General features: G+C 55.9%; 18 protein-coding genes. 6 read left to right on the top strand and 12 right to left on the bottom strand.

The annotated features are described in order from the left end of the window. Positions 1-13: 13 nt before the first annotated feature. Together ACA373_RS12015 and ACA373_RS12020 are read left to right on the top strand one after the other, a co-directional pair. The gene (locus tag ACA373_RS12015) at positions 14-1,135 is read left to right on the top strand and encodes a serine hydrolase (protein WP_253455172.1); all 1,122 of its coding nucleotides are present in this window, start codon (positions 14-16) and stop codon (positions 1,133-1,135) included. Between the two features lie 148 nt (positions 1,136-1,283). Continuing rightward, a complete protein-coding gene (locus tag ACA373_RS12020) occupies positions 1,284-1,823 on the top strand; it encodes a DUF2058 domain-containing protein (RefSeq protein ID WP_370734545.1) in 540 nt (179 codons plus the stop codon). A 71-nt stretch (positions 1,824-1,894) separates the two neighbouring features. On the opposite strand, the gene ACA373_RS12025 is transcribed toward ACA373_RS12020, so the two are convergent. After that, entirely contained in the window at positions 1,895-2,593 is a 699-nt protein-coding gene (locus ACA373_RS12025) for an RluA family pseudouridine synthase (RefSeq protein WP_253455175.1), read from the bottom strand. A 249-nt stretch (positions 2,594-2,842) separates the two neighbouring features. Between ACA373_RS12025 and ACA373_RS12030 the strand changes: the two genes are divergently transcribed. Further along, entirely contained in the window at positions 2,843-3,325 is a 483-nt protein-coding gene (locus tag ACA373_RS12030; RefSeq protein ID WP_125289108.1) for a cold-shock protein, read from the top strand. 141 nt (positions 3,326-3,466) lie between these two features. Here the strand turns inward: ACA373_RS12030 and mtnK are convergent, their stop codons facing one another. Then, positions 3,467-4,666 carry an S-methyl-5-thioribose kinase gene (gene mtnK, locus ACA373_RS12035; RefSeq protein ID WP_370734546.1) on the bottom strand — a complete coding sequence of 400 codons (1,200 nt, stop codon included), beginning with the start codon at positions 4,664-4,666 and terminating at the stop codon, positions 3,467-3,469. Positions 4,667-4,790: 124 nt separating this feature from the next. On the opposite strand from mtnK, the gene mtnA reads away from it, so the two are divergent. From mtnA to ACA373_RS12050, 3 genes are all read left to right on the top strand, one after another. After that, positions 4,791-5,816, top strand: a complete 1,026-nt coding sequence (gene mtnA / locus ACA373_RS12040; RefSeq protein WP_370734547.1) for an S-methyl-5-thioribose-1-phosphate isomerase — start codon at positions 4,791-4,793, stop codon at positions 5,814-5,816. Positions 5,817-6,016: 200 nt separating this feature from the next. Further along, positions 6,017-6,211 (top strand): hypothetical protein, encoded by a 195-nt coding sequence (locus ACA373_RS12045; RefSeq protein ID WP_370734548.1) that lies wholly within the window; start codon positions 6,017-6,019, stop codon positions 6,209-6,211. Beyond that, entirely contained in the window at positions 6,183-6,656 is a 474-nt protein-coding gene (locus ACA373_RS12050) for a hypothetical protein (RefSeq protein WP_370734549.1), read from the top strand. The genes ACA373_RS12045 and ACA373_RS12050 overlap by 29 nt, the downstream gene beginning before the upstream one ends. 112 nt (positions 6,657-6,768) lie before the next feature. On the opposite strand, the gene accA is transcribed toward ACA373_RS12050, so the two are convergent. From accA to rseP, 10 genes are all read right to left on the bottom strand, one after another. Continuing rightward, positions 6,769-7,728: an acetyl-CoA carboxylase carboxyl transferase subunit alpha gene (gene accA / locus ACA373_RS12055; RefSeq protein WP_125289105.1), complete on the bottom strand. Its 960-nt coding sequence runs from the start codon at positions 7,726-7,728 to the stop codon at positions 6,769-6,771. Between the two features lie 12 nt (positions 7,729-7,740). Continuing rightward, complete coding sequence (dnaE, locus tag ACA373_RS12060; RefSeq protein WP_370734550.1) at positions 7,741-11,223, bottom strand: DNA polymerase III subunit alpha; 3,483 nt, start codon at positions 11,221-11,223, stop codon at positions 7,741-7,743. Positions 11,224-11,245: 22 nt separating this feature from the next. Then, positions 11,246-11,857 (bottom strand): ribonuclease HII, encoded by a 612-nt coding sequence (gene rnhB / locus ACA373_RS12065; RefSeq protein ID WP_253455182.1) that lies wholly within the window; start codon positions 11,855-11,857, stop codon positions 11,246-11,248. Continuing rightward, a complete protein-coding gene (gene lpxB, locus ACA373_RS12070; RefSeq protein ID WP_253455183.1) occupies positions 11,857-12,996 on the bottom strand; it encodes a lipid-A-disaccharide synthase in 1,140 nt (379 codons plus the stop codon). Before lpxB ends, rnhB begins: the two co-directional genes overlap by 1 nt. 3 nt (positions 12,997-12,999) lie before the next feature. Beyond that, positions 13,000-13,788, bottom strand: coding sequence for an acyl-ACP--UDP-N-acetylglucosamine O-acyltransferase (lpxA, locus tag ACA373_RS12075; protein WP_253455184.1), 789 nt, complete (start codon positions 13,786-13,788; stop codon positions 13,000-13,002). 3 nt (positions 13,789-13,791) lie between these two features. Further along, complete coding sequence (fabZ, locus tag ACA373_RS12080) at positions 13,792-14,247, bottom strand: 3-hydroxyacyl-ACP dehydratase FabZ (RefSeq protein WP_024965665.1); 456 nt, start codon at positions 14,245-14,247, stop codon at positions 13,792-13,794. Positions 14,248-14,418: 171 nt separating this feature from the next. Next, a complete protein-coding gene (gene lpxD / locus ACA373_RS12085; protein WP_301251359.1) occupies positions 14,419-15,441 on the bottom strand; it encodes a UDP-3-O-(3-hydroxymyristoyl)glucosamine N-acyltransferase in 1,023 nt (340 codons plus the stop codon). 3 nt (positions 15,442-15,444) lie between these two features. Next, entirely contained in the window at positions 15,445-15,942 is a 498-nt protein-coding gene (gene skp / locus ACA373_RS12090) for a molecular chaperone Skp (RefSeq protein WP_125289099.1), read from the bottom strand. Positions 15,943-16,102: 160 nt separating this feature from the next. Further along, positions 16,103-18,505, bottom strand: a complete 2,403-nt coding sequence (bamA, locus tag ACA373_RS12095) for an outer membrane protein assembly factor BamA (protein ID WP_253455186.1) — start codon at positions 18,503-18,505, stop codon at positions 16,103-16,105. Between the two features lie 53 nt (positions 18,506-18,558). Then, positions 18,559-19,908 carry a sigma E protease regulator RseP gene (gene rseP / locus ACA373_RS12100; protein WP_301251361.1) on the bottom strand — a complete coding sequence of 450 codons (1,350 nt, stop codon included), beginning with the start codon at positions 19,906-19,908 and terminating at the stop codon, positions 18,559-18,561. Positions 19,909-19,911 lie beyond the last annotated feature (3 nt).

Genomic DNA, 19,911 nt, shown 5'->3' on the forward strand with positions numbered 1-19,911 from the left:
AGGGACAGAAAGCATGTATCCAGCCGAAGCGGCATTAAAGGCTTTGCTTGATCAAAGGGCAGAGAAGACCTTTCCCGCCCTTGCTATGGCTATTGGCAAAGGCGATAAACTAATATGGCAGGCGGCAGCGGGCTACGCTGATGCTAAAAACCACCTCAGGGCCACGCCGGAAACGCTGTTTGGCATTGGCAGCATCACCAAGGTTTTTGTAGCGGTCATCATCCTGCAGCTGGTTGAAGAAGGCTCCCTGACGCTTGACGCTTTCCTCGCAGACTGGCTGGCGGAAGAGAGCCTGGCAGGCGTCGCCAATGCAGAAACCGTTACCGTCAGGCAGCTGCTTGCACATTATTCCGGGATACCCAGCTGGGAAAACCAGCAGGCATGGATTTATGCAGCGCGCGGTCGGGAGGTCAAACCGGATAAGATATGGCTGCCGGAGGAAAACCTGGACTTTATCCGGGGGAAAAGCCCGCTCTGCCAGCCTGGAGAAGCCTTTCACTATTCCAACAGCAACTTTACGTTACTGGGTTTACTGATTGAAAAAGTCACCTCCCACGCGTTCGAAGAAGCCTTGCGCCAAAGAATCATCGGCCCGTTGCGGCTAAAAAATACCTTTCTTGAAACGTCGTTTTCTTCAGGCAGGAAAAACCTGGCGAAAAGATTTCACAGGCTGGATGCGCATTTTATTAAAAATGCCGGGATCTCAGCTTATTTCAAGGCAGAGCCTGGCGATCTTCTGGACGTTTCCGCCGTTAATCTGTCCGTTGAGTGGGCTGCCGGCGGCATCGTTTCTACCGCACAGGATGTGATGACTTTTATACTGGCGCTGAAAAATGGAAAATTGCTCAACCCTGAAAGCATGGCGGCAATGCAGCGCTGGCTGCCGGCCGATAGCGGAGAAATGGGGTTAAGCTTATTCAGAATAAATACCGATGGCGGGCCGGCTACAGGACATGGCGGCAACGTGCTCGGCGCCAGCGCCTGCGTATGGTGGTATGAAAAAGCCAACTGTGCGGTCGCCCTTCTCACCAATGTAGGTTCAATGCATGCGGCCCCTGAGGCTGACTGCGCAAGCGCACTTTTTAAAAACTCTGCGGCAGGTAGCCTGGCCCGACAAATCGCCGCGCATTATTAACCCCTTAAAGTCTGGCGCGGTGCGGCGTCCGGCGCGCCAGGCCGATGCCAGCGCCCTCCGGCAATGCCATACCGCACGGTGAAACGCGGTACAGCCTTAAAAATTACAGGTATAATCCCTGAATTATTCAACAGCCTCAGAAACGAAAATGACAAAACTTACCTTACAAGAGCAGATGCTGAAAGCTGGATTAGTGACCAGCAAAAAAATGGATAAGGTCCAGAGAACGGCTAAAAAATCACGGGTTCAGGCTCGCGAGGCAAGAGCGGCCGTGGAAGAAAATAAAAAAGCCCAGCTTGAGCGCGATAAGCAGCTAAACGAGCAGCAGAAACAGGCGGCTTTATCCAGAGAGTATAAGGCTCAGGTGAAGCAGCTGATTGAAATGAACAGGATCGTTGTTGCAAGAGGCAATATTGATTTTAACTTCACGGATAACAATCTTATTAAGAAAATTACCGTGGATAAGCTTACTCAGGCGCAGCTGACAAGCGGTCGCCTCGCCATCGCTCGTCTCACGAGTGATAACGGCGGCGAGCACCAGTACGCTATTATCCCCGCGAGCGTAGCCGATAAAATTGCGCAGCGGGATGCCAGCAGCATTGTATTAAACAGCGCCCTGAGTCAGGAAGAGCAGGATGAAGAAGATCCGTATGCCGACTTTAAAGTGCCTGACGATCTGATGTGGTAATAAACGCCTGCGGCTTGGGGTTATCTGACCTCATCCAGCCGCTCTTGCGTTAGTTCCGGACGGGGTCGCTTTCAGAACGGGCTGGCATGACGGGTTTCTATCCGCTGCTGGCTAACGGGATGAACGAAATGCAGTTCGCTGGCGTGCAGCATCATGCGCGGCGTCCGTTCGGTGCCTGGCAGCAGGCGTCCGCCATAAAGATCGCATCCCCAGATAGGGTGGCCCAGCAGCTGGCAGTGAATGCGGAGTTGATGGGTGCGCCCGGTTTCCGGCGTCAGCTGTACTCGCGTCAGCGGCAGCGACGTTCCGTTTTCCAGCTCATGATAAAAACGCTCAACGACCCGATAGCCGGAGCGAGCGGGCTTGCCGTGGGTGGCGCAAATTGACATCAGCGGGAACAGCGCCGGATCTTTGGCAATCGCGGCGTCTATCACCCCTTCGTCATCATCGGCATGTCCACAAAGCAGCGCGCTGTACACCTTGGTTACGGCGCGCTGGCTGAACTGCTGGCAGAGAGCGGCATTGATCGCCTTAGTGCGCGCAACCACCATCAGCCCGGAAGTGCCGAAATCCAGACGGTGAACCAGGGTGCAGCCGGGAAATAGCTTTACCAGCCGATGATGCACCGAATCCAGATTCTGCGGGTTTTTCCCCGAGAGGCTCAGCAACCCGGCGGGTTTAGCGATCAGCAGCAGATACTCGTCCTGATAAAGGATAGCTATTTCGTCATGGCACGGCGGAGCAATAAAGGTGTCGGGGATCACAGGCATCGGGTTACCGCACGGAGAGTGGCTGCGGATGATAACGAATTTTCAGCCCGCTGACGAATCTGTCTGCGCCCCGTGCTTAGCTTTCTCTCCGTCACGCCAATACTTCCCTCACCCTCGCCGCGCTTTTGTCGGCCTCGCATAGCCGAAAATTATCGTCCAGACTTAAAGTAAAGGCGTAGTCTGCGCGGGCATTGTGCTTTACACTGCGCGCTGCAAAAACTGAGTAGATAATCGATTAAGTAGGCGGTAATGGCGATGAACGGAACGATCACAACCTGGTTTAAAGATAAAGGCTTCGGATTTATCAAAGATGAAAACGGCGATAACCGTTATTTTCATGTGATTAAGGTCGCCAACCCAGACCTGATTAAAAAAGATGCGGCGGTAACTTTCGAGCCTACCACCAACAGCAAAGGGCTGTCAGCCTATGCGGTGAAAGTCGTCCCGGAAAGCAAATACATCTATATTGCAGGCGAGCGCCTGAAGCTTACCGCCATTAAAAATTACGTGGTGTTCAGCGAAGAAGTGCCGGTCGATGCCCGTATTGATAAAGAAAATCCGGTGCTTTCCGTGGGCGTATTGATGAGCAGCATCCGGCCGAAATCATCGGTTAAGCCAGGAGAAATGCGTACGCTGAAAAAACTGGCGATCACCACCTTCCAGGGCACCACGCTGATCTTCTCGGAAGATGAAATTGATATTGATGCGACGGTGAAACTGCTCAAGATGTAAATTAAGCCAAAATCCCGCAGCGTTAGCGGGATCCCCGCCCCGCTGGCCGGCCCGAATGTTCAGTACAGGGCGCGGTTGGCGGGTTGGCGGGTTGGCGGGTTGGCACCATTTTATCGGGCCGAAACCGCCTTGCGTAACGCCTCAGCCGTTCTGGCGCACTCGCGCTATCAGCGCATCAATGTTTTCGACATGGTCGGCGGCCAGAATGAGCGTTCTGCCCAGCGTTATCGCCTGACGGACGCATTCCGCTTTCATCACTTCATCCTGAATCGTTTTGATATCGGCAACCTGCGACATGCCCACGGTACGACGGATCAGCTCTGTGCCGCAGTAGCCCAGCGTATCGCGCCAGACGTTTGCCAAAAATTCGGCGGCATACCCCGGATAAGCCAGCGCGCGATCCCGCGTTTTTTCGGCAGCCAGCGCCAGGAAACCTTCGGCAAAGCTCTGCCAGGTTGTACGCACGTCGTCCAGGCGCTTTTCCCGCGCGTCGGCCGCTTCACGCGGCGCCAGCAGGCCGGGCAGCGCGCAGTAGTTAATTAGTAAATTACCTAATGCGCTGCCAACGTCAAAACCCATCGGGCCGTAAAAGCCAAATTCCGCATCGATCACTTTCAGGCTGTTTTCCGCGACGAAGATCGACCCGCTGTGCACATCGCCGTGCAGCAGCGCTTCCGCATTCGACAGAAAACGATGCTTCAGCCCGGCAACCTTCTGGCGCAGCTCGTCATCGGTACGCAGCTGAGCGACCAGCGACTCCAGCGCGCGCGGATAGCCGTTGCGCTCATGCACTTCATACGGCTCGTTAAAGAAGAGCTCTTCGGTGATATCGCACAGCTCCGGGTTGGTAAAACGGATAACGTCCGCTTTTTTCTGATACGGATGCTGATAAAAGTCGGAGGTATGGAACAGCGTCTGCGCCAGATATTCGCCCAGCTGCGCGGCGGCCTGCGGATAATCAATGCCTTTCACCTGCTCACCGCGCCAGATAGCGTGGCTGGAAAGATCTTCCATCACCATTACCGCCAGCGCCGGATCGTAATGCAGAATTTTTACCGTATGCGCCGGACAAAACTGGCCGTGGATTTGCAGCACTTCTGCCTCAATCCGCGCGCGATCGAGCGTCAACGGCCAGGATTCCCCCACGCAACGGACATAGGGGAGCGCCTGCTTAACGACGATGCGGCTGACGTCGTCACGATCGAAGATTTTAAAAACAAGGTTAAGATTACCGTCGCCAATTTCCTGCGAACTGACCAGGCTTTGTGGGTCGGCAATGCCGCCAAATTCACGGGCATATTCCACCGCATCAGCTGCGGTGAACGTACGGTATTGCGACATTAACTCCCCCTCCACGTTTTAACTTGTCTGCTGCCTTCTTTACCTCAAGCCGTTCAGACGTCTATACATCCGTCAGGCATGTTGGCACAATATGGCCTGACTACGCAACCAGGATTTAACCTTCATGCAGACACTAAGCACAACCAGCTTACAAGTTCGTGACAACCAGCTGTGGATCCTTGACCAGCAGGCGCTGCCGCAAAAGAAGATTTGGTGTCCAACGCCCGATGTGGCGGCGCTGGTCGAACATATTAAAACGCTGCGTGTACGCGGCGCGCCGCTGATTGGCCTTTCCGCCAGCCTGCTGCTGGCCCTGCTGGCGGAAAACGGTATGCCTAAACCGGCGCTGAGTGATGCGCTGGAAGTGCTGCGCGCCTCCCGCCCTACCGCCGTTAACCTGATGAACAATCTGGATCGGATGAAACTGGCACTGGCTCAGGAGCACTTTGTCACCGCGCTGACTTTTGAGGCGCTGCGGCTGGTAGCAGAAGATAAAGCGCTGTGTGACAGCATTGCGGCGGCAGGCGTGAAGCTAATCAAGCCCGGCAGCCGCCTGCTGACCCACTGTAACACCGGCGGTCTGGCGACGGCCGGCGTCGGCACCGCACTGGGCGTGATTGCGCGCGGCTGGCAGGAAGGCCGGGTGGAAAAGGTCTGGGTAGATGAGACGCGCCCACTGTTGCAGGGCGGCCGCCTGACGGCCTGGGAGCTGGGCGAACTGGGCGTGCCCTATCGGCTGATCTGCGACAGCATGGCGGCCAGCCTGATGGCGAAAAAACAGGTCGATGCCATCTGGGTTGGCGCGGATCGTATTGCCGCCAACGGCGACGTGGCGAACAAGATTGGCACCTACAGCCTGGCGGTGCTGGCGCACTACCACAATGTTCCCTTCTACGTGGCTGCGCCGCACACCACGCTTGATGCGCACTGCCCGAATGGGGACGCCATCCCGATCGAACAGCGAGCCGCCAGCGAAGTCACGGGCGTGGCGGGCAGTTTCGGCCAGGTGAAGTGGGCGCCGGAAGATGCGCAGGTCTATAATCCGGCCTTTGACGTCACGCCAGCGGCGCTGATAAGCGGCTGGGTGCTGGATACGGGCGTGGTCACGCCAGCCCAGGTCGAGGCGGGGGTTTTTCAGGCGGCGAGCTAAGTTCAAAAACCGCTTTGGTGCCCCTTTCCCGGTCTGTTCTTGCCGCTCCGACAGCAAATTGCATAGCAGTTTTGCTGCAAACAGCAGTAAAAACAGTCGGCTTTTTTTACGCTTCACAAAGGGATGAGGATTTTTTACCCGTTTCAATTAAGCCTGGCATACGTGTATACTATGTGAGCAGAACGAAACAGGAGGTTCATATGGACCGCAAAAAACAAGCCACTGCTGCTAATGCAGAGCAACTGGACGTTCTTTTTCAGTTGTTCAACAGTGTTCAGGGCGTTGAAGTTTCCGGTTCTTCTCTGGAAGAGGTAAGAGCAAGCTTCCGCCGTGCCCGTAAAGCGAACTCAGGCTCAGAGGGATCTCATGCCGGTTTACGTAAAGCCCATCGATAAGGTAGAGATTAACCCTCTTTTTGATGACATCTGCGACTTCTTTGGTTTTGACAGTGAAGTCGTGGATGATTACGAACCTGAGCTTTCCCTGATTCAGTACATCTGGCAATCAACAAAGCAGGTAGAAATATATACGCTGGCTCCCGAAGGTTTTCCCGGTCGCGTTAAAGACTCTAACTCAACTCTCGGATCTTCCCCTTACTATGTTGGATTATTCCATGGCCGCGTCATGCCGCCGGACAATGATTCGCTAATTGTTGTCACCTTCCGCCATTACGAAGAGGCTGAAAAGCCGAAAACGGCCGTTGTCCTGCATACCATGATTGTCCACGATGAAATGTTTGGGGTAAAAAAGCGCAAGCGCGATACAGCCTACATGCAGTGGATACGTCAACGGCTGATTAATTTAATTGAAGGCAAAAAAAAACCTGCCGATTACCATTAGATAAACAGTCCTTACCACTCATCCCAATAAAAAAGCGGGCCCTGAACGCTCCGCTGCCTTAACTCAGACAACGCATTGTTCAGAACCCGCTCTTTCCGCGATCGGACAGCTATCAGGCGTAGCCGTAGCTCATCAGACGCTGATAGCGACGATCCAGCAGCTCTTCTTTGCTTAGCTCGTCCAGCTCGGCCAAATCGGCCAGCAGCTGTGCCTTCATCGAAGCGCCAATCGCCAGCGGATCGCGGTGCGCGCCGCCCAGCGGCTCCGGGATCACCGAATCGATCAGCTTCAGCTCTTTCAAACGCGGAGCGATAATGCCCATCGCTTCTGCGGCCAGCGGCGCTTTATCCGCGCTTTTCCACAGAATTGACGCACAGCCTTCCGGCGAAATCACCGAGTAGGTGCTGTACTGCAGCATATTCACTTTGTCGCCAACGCCAATCGCCAGCGCGCCGCCGGAGCCGCCCTCACCGATAACGGTACAGATAACCGGAACGGTCAGGCCAGACATCTCACGCAGGTTACGTGCGATAGCCTCAGACTGCCCGCGCTCTTCCGCGCCCACGCCCGGATAAGCGCCCGGCGTATCGATAAAGGTCACGATCGGCATATTAAAACGCTCGGCCATTTCCATCAGGCGCAGCGCCTTACGGTAACCTTCCGGCGCCGGCATGCCAAAGTTACGACGGATCTTCTCTTTGGTCTCGCGGCCTTTCTGATGACCGATGATCATCACCGGACGGCCTTCCAGGCGAGCAATGCCGCCGACGATAGCTTTGTCGTCCGCGTAAGCGCGATCGCCAGCCAGCTCGTCGAAATCGGTAAAGACATTACGGACATAGTCCAGCGTATAAGGACGCAAAGGATGACGCGCCAGCTGCGCGATCTGCCATGCACCTAAATCGGAGAAGATTTTCCGGGTCAGCTCGACGCTTTTTTCGCGCAGACGCTGGATCTCTTCATCCAGGTTAATATCCAGTTTTTCATCCTGACGGCCAACCGACTTCAGCGAGTCAATTTTCGCTTCAAGTTCTGCGATTGGCTGTTCGAAATCCAGGTAATTAAGACTCATAATATTCCTGTTTTAGTCAAACTCCAGTTCCACCTGCTCCGACCCGATCAGCGATCGCAGGTCGTTTAATAAACGATCGCTGGGCGATACGCGCCACGCTGCACCGAAGCGCAGCCTCGCCCGCGCATCCTCTCTCTGATAGTAGAGATGAACCGGAATAGTCCCCGAACGATAAGGTTCCAGGGATTGGCGGAGACGGTTTAAAAGCTGGTCATCAATTTGCCTGTCCGTCAGCGAGATAGCAAGCCCGCGAGCATATTTTTCACGGGCTTCATCAATGTCCATCACATCGCGAGCGGTCATTTTAAGCCCGCCGCTGAAGTCATCGAAGCTGACCTGTCCGCTGACGATCAGGATACGGTCTTTTTCCAGCAAATGCTGGAACTTATCAAGTGCATCGGTGAATAACATCACTTCCAGACGACCGGATCGGTCGTCCAGCGTACAAATACCGATACGGTTTCCGCGTTTTGTTACCATTACGCGAGCCGCCACCACCAGACCGACGGCCATGGTCATTTTGCCACGTTCGGTCGGGTGCATGTCTTTCAGGCGCATTCCTCCCACGTAGCGCTCGATCTCTTTCAGATACTGATTAATCGGGTGCCCGGTTAAGTAAAGCCCTAAGGTTTCTCTTTCGCCATCCAGCCTGACCTGTTCTGGCCACGGCGTCACGTCGGCGTAGGATTTTTCAATCTGTTCCGGCTCATCGGCCAGCACGCCGAACATATCCGCCTGGCCAATGGCCTCGGCTTTGGCGTGTTGATCCGCCGCTTTCAGCGCATCGTTCAGCGCGCTCATCAGGGCCGCACGGTGTGGCCCAAGCCTGTCGAACGCGCCGGACATAATCAGCTTTTCCAGCACGCGCCGGTTAAGCTTTTTGGTATCGGTACGCGCGCAAAGATCGAACAGTTCCCGGAAGTAGCCGTCTTTATTACGCGCTTCCAGGATCGCTTCGATCGGGCCTTCGCCCACGCCTTTGATTGCGCCGATACCATAAACGATTTCGCCATCGTCATTCACGTGGAACGGATACAGCCCGGCGTTGATATCCGGCGGCAGGACTTTCAGCCCCATCCGCCAGCATTCGTCCACCAGGCCAACCACCTTCTCGGTGTTATCCATATCGGCCGTCATTACCGCCGCCATAAACTCGGCCGGATAGTGCGCCTTCAGCCACAGCGTCTGGTAGGAAACCAGCGCGTAAGCGGCGGAGTGCGACTTGTTAAAGCCGTAACCGGCGAACTTCTCCACCAGATCGAAGATTTTTATCGCCAGCTCGCCGTCGATGCCGCGCGCTTTCGCGCCGTCTTCAAAGCCGCCGCGCTGTTTGGCCATTTCGACCGGGTTCTTTTTACCCATCGCACGACGCAGCATATCCGCGCCGCCGAGGCTGTAGCCCGCCAGCACCTGCGCAATCTGCATCACCTGTTCCTGATACAGGATAATGCCATAGGTCGGTTCCAGCACCGGCTTCAGCGACTCATGCTGCCACTGAATGTCAGGATAGGAAATCGCTTCGCGCCCGTGCTTACGGTCGATAAAGTTATCTACCATGCCCGACTGAAGCGGGCCAGGACGGAACAGCGCCACCAGTGCGATCATATCTTCAAAGCAGTCCGGCTTCAGACGCTTGATCAGATCCTTCATGCCGCGCGATTCAAGCTGGAACACCGCCGTGGTTTCCGAGCGCTGTAGCATATCGAAACTTTTCTTGTCATCAAGCGGAATCGCCGCGATATCAATAGGCGGCTCGCCGTGCTTCTTACGACGGGCGTTAATCATCGCCAGCGCCCAGTCGATAATGGTCAGCGTACGCAGCCCCAGGAAGTCAAACTTCACCAGACCGGCGTATTCCACGTCGTTCTTGTCGAACTGGGTAACCGGATGGTTGCCGTTTTCGTCGCAGTAGAGCGGCGCAAAGTCGGTGATTTGCGTAGGCGCAATCACCACGCCACCCGCATGTTTACCGGCGTTACGCGTGACGCCTTCCAGCTTGCGCGCCATATCGATCAGCGCTTTGACTTCCTCGTCCGCCTCGTAAATTTCCGGCAGCTGCGGCTCGGCCGCAAAAGCTTTTTCCAGCGTCATGCCCGGATCGGGCGGCACCAGTTTAGAGATACGATCGACGAAGCCGTAAGGATGCCCCAGCACGCGGCCCACGTCGCGGATCACCGCTTTCGCCGCCATCGTACCAAAGGTGATAATCTGCGAAACCGCCTTGCGGCCGTACATTTCGGCCACGTGCTCAATGACCAGATCGCGTTTTTCCATGCAGAAGTCGACGTCAAAGTCGGGCATGGAAACACGTTCCGGGTTAAGGAAGCGCTCGAACAGCAGGTCGAATTCCAGCGGATCGAGATCGGTGATTTTCAGCGCATAGGCCACCAGCGAACCGGCGCCGGAACCACGGCCCGGCCCGACCGGCACGTTGTTATCTTTCGACCACTGGATAAACTCCATCACGATCAGGAAGTAGCCGGGGAAACCCATCTGGTTGATAACGTTCAGCTCGATTTCGAGGCGCTCGTCATATGCCGGCCTTTTTTGCGCGCGCTCTTCGGGATCCGGGAACAAAAATTCCAGTCGCTCTTCCAGCCCCTCTTTCGATTTCATCACCAGGAAATCTTCGGTGGTCATATCGCCGGTCGGGAACTGCGGCAGGAAGTATTCGCCCAGGCGAATAGTCACGTTACAACGCTTAGCAATTTCCACGCTGTTCGCCAGCGCTTCCGGGATGTCCGAGAACAGCTCGCACATCTCATCAACGCTGCGCAAATATTGCTGAGGACTGTAGAGGCGTGGCCGTTTGGGATCGTCCAGCGTGAAGCCGTCGTGGATGGCTACGCGGATTTCATGCGCGTCAAAATCGTCCTCTTCCAGGAAGCAGACTTCATTGGTCGCCACAACCGGAATACCTTCGGCCGTGGCCAGCTCAACGGCGGCGTGCAGCCAGGATTCTTCGTCAGGTCGACCGGTGCGGATCAGCTCCAGATAGTAACGATTGGGGAAATATTGCTTGTAGAACGCCAGGCATTCGGCCACCTGCGTCTGGTTGCCGCGCAGCTGCATTTTGCCAACGTCGCCCCGACGACCGCCGGAAAGCAGGATCAGGCCTTCGTTCAGCTCAATCAGCCAGTCGCGATCGATGGTCGGGCCGGCCGCGCCATAGCCGCGCTGATAGGCGCGTGAAATCAGCAGGGTAAGATTCTGGTAGCCGGTATTGGTCGCGGCCAGCACGGTCAGCTGCGACAGCTCTTCGCCCATCGCCTCGCTGGCAACGTTAAAGTCCGCGCCGATAATCGGCTTCATGCCCTGACCGTGTGCCGTGCCATAAAACTTCACCAGCCCGCAAAGGTTGGTGAAGTCCGTAATGGCTATGGCGGGCATACCCATCGCCGCCGCTTTTTTCACCAGCGGGGCAGTCTTGGCTAATCCATCCACCATGGAGTAGTCGCTGTGTACGCGTAAATGAACAAAACGAGGTTCGGCCATCTTTAATCCTGCTGAAAACTTATTATCGGGCCGCAGCGAGCACTTCGGCATCCAGCAGCGCATTGCGCACCGGCGCGAAGCTGCGGCGATGATGTGGCGTAGCGCCGTGCAGCGCCAGCCGCTCCATATGCAGCGCCGTTGGGTAGCCCTTATGCTGGGCGAAGCCATACTGCGGGAACAGGAGATCCAGCTCTGCCATTTCTTTATCGCGCGTCACTTTGGCGATAATCGACGCGGCGCTGATTTCCGCCACCAGGCTGTCGCCTTTGACCACCGCCTGCGCGGGCATCGGCAGCGCCGGACAGCGGTTGCCGTCGATCAGCACGAAATCCGGCACGATCGCCAGGCCCGCCACGGCGCGCTGCATCGCCAGCATGGTGGCGTGCAGAATATTCAGCTGGTCGATTTCTTCCGGTTCCGCGCGGCCCAGGCTCCAGCTTAACGCCTTCTCTTTGATCTCATCGAACAGCGCCAGACGGCGTTTTTCCGACAGCTTCTTCGAGTCGGCCAGGCCAACGATCGGTTTTGCCGGGTCAAGGATAACCGCAGCGGTCACGACCGCGCCGACTAACGGGCCGCGGCCTACTTCATCCACGCCAGCAATCAGGCTGGCCTGGGGATAGATAAAACTCATTAACACAGCTCCAGTACGGCGGCGGCGGCCTGCTCGTCGGCATTCCAGCGAATTTGGTGATGCAGTTCGGTAAAGGTCGCCAGCAGGCGATCGCGGGTTTCGCCCTGCGCCAGCAGCGGTTCCAGCGCGGCCGCCAGCTGTGCCGGCTGGCACTCATCCTGCAACAGCTCTTTCACCAGCTCGCGGCCGGCTAACAGATTTGGCAGCGAGACGTAGTCGGTTTTCACCAGGCGCTTCGCCAGCCAGAAGGTAAAAGGCTTCATGCGGTAGCCTACCACCATCGGGCATTTCGCCAGCATACACTCCAGCGCGGCCGTGCCGGAAGCGAGCAGCGCCGCATCGCTGGCGATCATCGCCTGACGGCCTTTGCCATCCAGCAGATGCATTGGCAAATCGGGCGCGACTTCCGCTTTTATCTTTTCGAACTGCTCGCGACGCCGTGGATTCACCAGCGGCACCACGATTTCAAGATTGGGCCATTTGGCTCGCAGCAGCTCTGCAGTGCGCAAAAAATCGGCGCTGAGCATTTCTACTTCCGCATTGCGGCTGCCCGGCAGCAGCGCCAGGCAGGGCACCCCTTCCGCAATACCCAGCTCCAGCCGCGCGGCGCGCTTGTCCGGCTCGATCGGCATCGCATCGGCCATTGTATGACCAATAAAGCGACAGGGAACGTTATAGCGATCGTAAAAGGCTTTTTCAAACGGTAAAAACGCCAGCACCAGATCGGTCGAGCGACCAATTTTGAAGACGCGCTTCTGTCGCCACGCCCATACGGACGGACTAACGTAGTGGATGGTGCGGATCCCGCGCTGCTTCAGGCGCCCTTCCAGCGTAATGTTAAAGTCCGGCGCATCGATGCCGACAAAGACATCCGGTTTAAGCTCGCTGAAGCGCTGCGTCAGATCGCGGCGGATCTTCAGCAGGCGCGGCAGGCGTTCCAGCACTTCAACGACGCCCATCACCGCCAGCTCTTCCATCTCGTACCAGGCTTCGCAGCCTTCAGCCTGCATCAGCGGCCCGGCTACGCCGACAAAGCGCGTATCTGGGTGCTTGCTCTTCAGGGCACGGATCAAGCCGGCACCAAGAATATCGCCGGAGGTTTCTCCGGCGACGAGGGCTATCGTTAATGGCTGAGGCATGGCTTAACGGATCAAACCCCGGGTAGAACGGGCGAAGAAATCGAAGAACGGCTGCACTTCAGGATGCTCGCGAGCGATGTCGGCGATTTCCGGCTTCGCTTCGTCCAGCGTTTTACCGCTGCGGTAAAGTACCTTATAGGCGTTGCGGATCGCGTGCAGTGCTTCTTTACTGAAGCCGCGACGCTGCAGGCCTACCAGGTTAATGCCGAACGGCGTGGCGTGGTTGCCCTGCGCGATCACGAAAGGCGGAACGTCCTGGGCAACGCCGGAACAGCCGCCGACCATCACGTGCGCGCCGATGATGCAGAATTGATGAACGGCTGTCATCCCGCCAATAATGGCAAAGTCATCCACGGTGACGTGACCGCCAAGCGTAGCGTTATTGGCGAGAATGCAGCGATCGCCAATTACGCAGTCGTGCGCAACGTGCACGTTAACCATCAGCAGGTTATCGCTGCCGACTTTGGTCAGGCCGTCCGCCTGCGAGGTGCCGCGATGGATGGTGACGCTTTCGCGGATGCTGTTGCGATCGCCAACTTCCACGCGGGTCGGTTCGCCAGCATACTTCAGATCCTGGTTGACCTCGCCGATGGACGCAAACTGGTAAATCGTGTTGTCTTTACCAATCTTCGTATGCCCATTGACCACCACGTGCGATTTCAGCACGGTGCCTTCGCCAATCTCAACGTTAGCGCCGATAAAGCAAAACGGGCCAATATGCACGCGAGCGCCAATGACGGCGCCCTCTTCAATCACTGAACTGGGGTGGATAACAGCAGTTTCATCAATCACGAATTACGCCTCCCGGCTGCGCGCACACATCATGGTTGCTTCGCAGACAATTTTACCGTCAACGGTCGCCACGCCTTTAAAGCGGGTCAGACCACGGCGGGTTTTCTCGAAGGTGACTTCCATAATCATCTGATCGCCTGGTACGACCGGACGCTTGAAGCGAGCTTCATCGATGCCGGCAAAATAGTACAGCTCGCCCGGCTCAAGTTTGCCCACGCTTTTAAACGCCAGAATACCGGTCGCCTGCGCCATGGCTTCTAAAATCAGCACGCCTGGAAAAATCGGTTTACCAGGGAAATGGCCCTGGAAAAACGGTTCGTTGACCGATACGTTTTTTACCGCACGCAGAAACTTATGTTCCTCAAATTCCAATACGCGATCGACCAGCAGAAACGGATAGCGGTGCGGCAGCAGTTCAATAATCTCTTCAATTTTCAGAGTATGAGTTTCAGTAGTCAAAATACTCTTCCTGTCCTAAAAATTCTGATGGCATCAATAACACGGCCTGCAACGAGAGCATCGTCCGCAGGCCGCAAATCAGTTTCCGTGCACCAGCCTTCCATGCTTAGCATTCTTTTTATATTCCACAAGGTGCAGCGGAATAGTGAAGGCGGTTCAACAACCAGACGCTCATTCCGCGCTGACTTTACGCTCAACAGCTTTTAAGCGCTTGCTCATCTCATCGATGTTCATGACCAGCGCGGCGGTTTTACGCCAGTTTTTATTCGGTTGCAGCGGGATCCCGGACGAGTATACCCCAGGTTGGGTGATTGGTCGCATAACCATTCCCATCCCCGTGACCGTCACTTTGTCACAAATTTCCATGTGGCCGTTGATCACGCTGGCGCCGCCAATCATGCAGTAGCGGCCGATTTTCAGGCTGCCCGCCATGATTACGCCGCCTGCTACCGCGGTATTGTCGCCAATCACCACGTTGTGTGCAATCTGGCACTGGTTGTCAATGATAACACCATTCCCAATCTGAGTGTTATCCAACGCGCCGCGATCGATAGTGGTACAGGCGCCAATTTCAACGCGATCGCCGATAATGACCGTACCCAGCTGCGGTATTTTCACCCAGTTGCCGCGATCGTTCGCGTAACCAAAGCCGTCCGCGCCAATAACGGTGCCGGACTGGATCAGGCAATTTTCGCCGATCTGTACTTCGTGATAGACGGAAACGTTGGCCCACAGGCGCGTACCCGCGCCAATACGGGTGTTTTTACCGATAAAGCAGCCGGCGCCAATCACCACGTTATCGCCCAGCTCTACGCCGGATTCGATAACGGCGTTCGCGCCGACGGAAACATTTTTACCCAGCTTCGCCGTAGCGTCGATAACTGCGCCTGGCGCAATATTCGTCGCTGGCTGCGGCGTGGTGTCCAGAATCTGCGCCATACGCGCATAGGTCAGGTAGGGGTCTTTCACCACCAGAGCAGCGCTCTGGCAAAATTCTACGTCCGCCGCCTGCAGCACCACGGCGGAAGCCTTACAGGCTGCCAGCTGTTCGCGATAGCGGCTGTTGGAAAGAAAGGTGATTTGACCGGATTGGGCGGATTGCATAGAAGCAATGCCGGAGATGACGATATCGCCATCTCCGTGCAAATCTGCATCCAACTGCTGGGCTAAATCAGCCAGTCGAATTGAAGACATTGATTATTTAACCTGTTTCAGAACATCAGCAGTGATGTCTTTGGATGAGCTGGCGTAAGCCACGGCGTTGGCATCGACCACGACGTCGTAACCTTCGTCAGCCGCGACTTTTTTCACTGCATCCTGAATACGGCTCAGGATTTTGTTACGCTCTTCTGCCTGACGGCGACGGTTATCCTGCTCGAAAGCCTGGGCTTTGCTGGAGAAGGTTTCACGCTGCGCCATCACGTCTTTTTCCAGACGGCTGCGCTCGCTTGCTTTCATGGTAGAACCGTCACGCTGCAGACGCTGCATTTTGGTTTGCAGATCGCGTTCCATTCCCTGCAGTTCAGTCGCACGGCCTTTAAACTCATTTTCAAGCTGTTTCGCAACTGTCGCACGCGCCGGTAACTGTTGGAAAATGCTGGAAACGTTTACCACTGCAATCTTGTCAGCGGCCTGAGCGCCGGCGGAAACCGCCAGAGCGAGAGAGAGGCCTGCGGCACACAACAACTTTTTCACTATAAACTCCTTACCATCAACGTTTGTGTCCAGGACACATGTGTTGCGCGTTAAGGCAGCGCGAGGCTGCCAGTGAACGGCGCGATACTCGCGGTATGACACCGCGAGCGTTGAGAAAAGTCAGACAGCGCTTTTCTCAAAGTTTGCAAAGCGTAGCAGCTTACCAGGTTTTACCGATATTAAACTGGAACTGTTCGGCTTTATCACCATCATATTTCTTGAACGGCTGAGCGTATGAGAACACCAGCGGCCCCAGTGGTGACATCCACTGCAGCGCCAGACCGGCCGACATACGAATATTGCTCGGCTCGCTGTAGTCCGGAATGCCTGCCGCGCGCGTTTCTGCGGTGTTTTCCCATGCGGTATCCCACACGGTACCGGCATCGACGAACAGCGAGGTACGCACGGAATTCGCATATTTCTCGCTAAGGAACGGCGTTGGCGTGATCAGCTCGGCGCTGGCTGTTGCCATCGCATTACCGCCGACCGCATCGTTGGAATCACACAGCGTTCCCGTTGAGCAGGTGCTGGAGTTGTTATTGTAGTAAGCCGCCTTCGGACCAATGGTGTTGGAGCGGAAACCACGTACGGTGCTTGAGCCACCCGCATAGAAGTTTTCGTAGAACGGCAGTTCTTTGCCGCTCAGTCCATCACCATAGCCTACACGACCACGACCCAACAGCACCCAGGTACGATCCTGATTCAGCGGCAGATACTGCTGCGTATCCAGCGTCGCTTTATAGAAGGCGTTGTCCGAGCCTGGAATGGTGATTTTACCATTCAGGTTGGTACGGTTACCCGAGGTTGGGAAGAAGCCGCGGTCCAGCGTGTTGTACGTCCAGCCGTAGTTGAACGTGAAGTCGTCTGCGGAATAGTCAGCGTCTTTGTTCAGATCCGGGTTCTGATCCACGGAGCGCAGATAACGGAACATGGCGATCTGCGGCTGCATGTTGGACAGGTCGTTATGGACATAGCCCAGACCCACGCGCAGCGTGTTGTTCTCGTTAACCGGGAAGCCCAGCGTGCCGTCCAGACCATAGCTTCTGTTGGTATAGTCAGACAGATCCGCGTCATCCGCTTTAAAGTCGTTATAGAAGACACGACCGCCCAGGCTGACGCCGTCGACCGTAAAGTACGGATCGGTCAGCGAGAATTCAGCATAGGTCTGATAATCGTTTTTGGTGCCGCTGATGCCGACGGTATTACCCGTGCCCAGCCAGTTTTCCTGCGTAACGCCGACCTGGAAGCTGACGCCGCTTTCCGTACCGTAACCCACGCCGAAGTTAAAGGTACCGGTGTTGCGCTCTTTGACCTTGTAGACCACGTCTACCTGATCGGGTGCGCCAGGCACGCGCTGCGTATCGGTTTCCACCGTTTCAAAGTAGCCGGTACGATTCAGACGCTCTTTGCCCTGCTCGACCAGATCGCTACCCAGCCACGCGCCTTCCATCTGACGCATTTCGCGACGCAGTACGGAATCTTTCGAGGTATCGTTGCCTTCAAAACGCACTTTACGCACGTAGTAACGGTTGCCCGCATCCACGTTGACGTGCAGCTTCACGGTTTTATCCGCGTCGTTGATTTCCGGCTGCGTCATCACGCGCGGATAGGCATAGCCGTAGCGACCGAACATCTTCTTGATGTCGTCTTCCATTTTGGTGACTTTGGCACCGTTATAGAGTTCGCCCGGCTGAATTTTGGACAGGGATTCAACTTCCGCCGAGTGTCCCGCCATGCTGCCGTTCACCACTACGCCGGAAAGCTTGTACTGATCGCCTTCGTTAATATTGATGGTGATATAAATGCCTTTTTTATCCGGCGTCAGGCTGACCTGGGTAGAGTCGATATTAAAGCGCGCATAGCCGCGATCCAGATAGAAGCTGCGCAGGGTTTCCAGGTCGCCCGCCAGTTTCTGCTTCTGATATTTACGGTCGCCGACCAGGTTCCACCATGGCACTTCATCACGCAGCTGGAAGCGCGAGATCAGCTCGTCCGAGCTGAAGGCTTTATTGCCGACCACGTTGATCTGCTGAATTTTCGCAGACACGCCTTCGGTAAAGACCAGCTTCAGATCGACACGGTTACGCGGCAGCGGCGTAACAACGGCCTTAACGCTGGCGCTGTATTTACCGACGCTGTAGTAGAAATCCTCCAGCCCTTTCTCGATAGTCGAGATAGTGGTGCGGTCAAGGGCTTCGCCCACCCGCACGCCGGACGCTTCCAGGTTCTGCTTGAGCATGTCATCCTTCACCGCTTTGTTGCCGGAGAAGGTGATGCTGGCAATGGTCGGACGCTCTTTCACCTGAACGATCAGCGTATTGCCGTCGCGCAGAACCTGAACATCTTCGAAGTTCCCGGTCGCAAAAAGGGCGCGGATGGTATTACTGAGATCATCATCGGAGACGGTATCTCCTACGCGGACAGGCATACTGAGCAATGCCGCCCCGACGGCGACTCGCTGCAGGCCTTCGAAATGGATATCCTTCACCACGAAGCCGTCTGCCGCGTATACGGTGGCGCTGCTAAACAGCAGCGACGCTATGAGCAACTTTTTCATCGCCATCGTTGTTATGCATTCTTCCTAACTGGTTCTCGCATCAGGCAGGTTTGACCCTGTCAGAGACGCGAGAAATCATTGAATAGTGCAAGCCCCATTAACAGCACCAGCAAAACCGAGCCAATGCGATAACTGAAGTCCTGAACTCGCTCAGACACCGGCCCACCTTTGATCTTTTCGATCGCCAGAAACAGCAAATGTCCACCATCTAATACCGGCAAGGGGAACAGATTGATAATCCCGAGATTCACGCTGATTAGCGCAAGAAACATCAGGTAATAAATCAAGCCATATTCCGCCGACATCCCAGCACCCTGGGCGATAGAAATCGGCCCGCTGAGATTGTTCAACTTCACTTCGCCAACTATCAGCTTGCCCAGCATCGTCACCGTCAGCTTCATCAGCTGCCAGGTTTTGACGCTGGCCTCGCCAACGGCCGCAAACGGCCCATACTGGCGAACCGTTTTGTATTCGTCCGGCAGCGGAACGATGCGTGGGATCACGCCCGCAAACCCTTCCGCTTTGTTGCCCGGCTTAACATCCGGCGTCAGCGTCAGGGCCACTGATGCACCCTGTCGCTCAACTTCAACCGCCAGCGGCCTGCCGGGATTATCGCGAACCTCGGCGACAAACTGCTGCCACTGCGCCAACGGCTGACCCCCGACTTTAACGATCCTGTCGCCTGCTTGCAAACCTGCTCTGGCCGCAGCGGAGCCGGACTGGATTTCTGCCAGCACGGTTTCAACCTGCGGACCGCGAGGATGAATGCCCAGCGACGCGACCGGATCCTCCCTGTCAGGCGCGAAATGCCAGTTACGCAAATCAAGCCGGACATCCTGAACCTGGCTGGTGCCGAAAGGCGCCACGCTGAGCGTAGTCTGCTGGTCGCCAATTTTCGCTACCAGCGCCATCCGCACAGCTTCCCAGTCAGGCGTTTCGATACCGTCAACGGCCTTAAGTTCCATTCCAGGCGCAATTTGCGCCTCGGCAGCCTGCGAACCGCTCACTATTTCACCAATCACAGGCCGTACGCCAGGCACGCCGATGATAAAAACCAGCCAGTAAGCAAAGATGGCAAACAGGAAATTAGCCAGCGGGCCGGCGCTGATAATAGCGGCGCGCTGCGCGACGGTTTTATTATTAAAGGAGAGATGGCGAAGCTCCGGCGGCACGCTTTCGACGCGTTCGTCGAGCATTTTAACATAGCCGCCCAGCGGGATCAGCGCGATAACATACTCGGTGCCCTGGCTGTCGCGACGTCGCCACAGCGCCTTGCCAAAGCCGACAGAAAAGCGTTCGACTTTGACACCGCAGCGGCGCGCCACCCAGAAATGGCCAAATTCATGCACGGTGATCAGAATGCCCAGCGCAACGATAAAGGCCCCAAGGCTCCAGAGTATACTCAACATAAC

Origin of the sequence: Erwinia sp. STN24 (genome assembly GCF_041320675.1) — a bacterium.
In the GTDB taxonomy this organism is placed as follows: domain Bacteria; phylum Pseudomonadota; class Gammaproteobacteria; order Enterobacterales; family Enterobacteriaceae; genus Erwinia; species Erwinia aeris.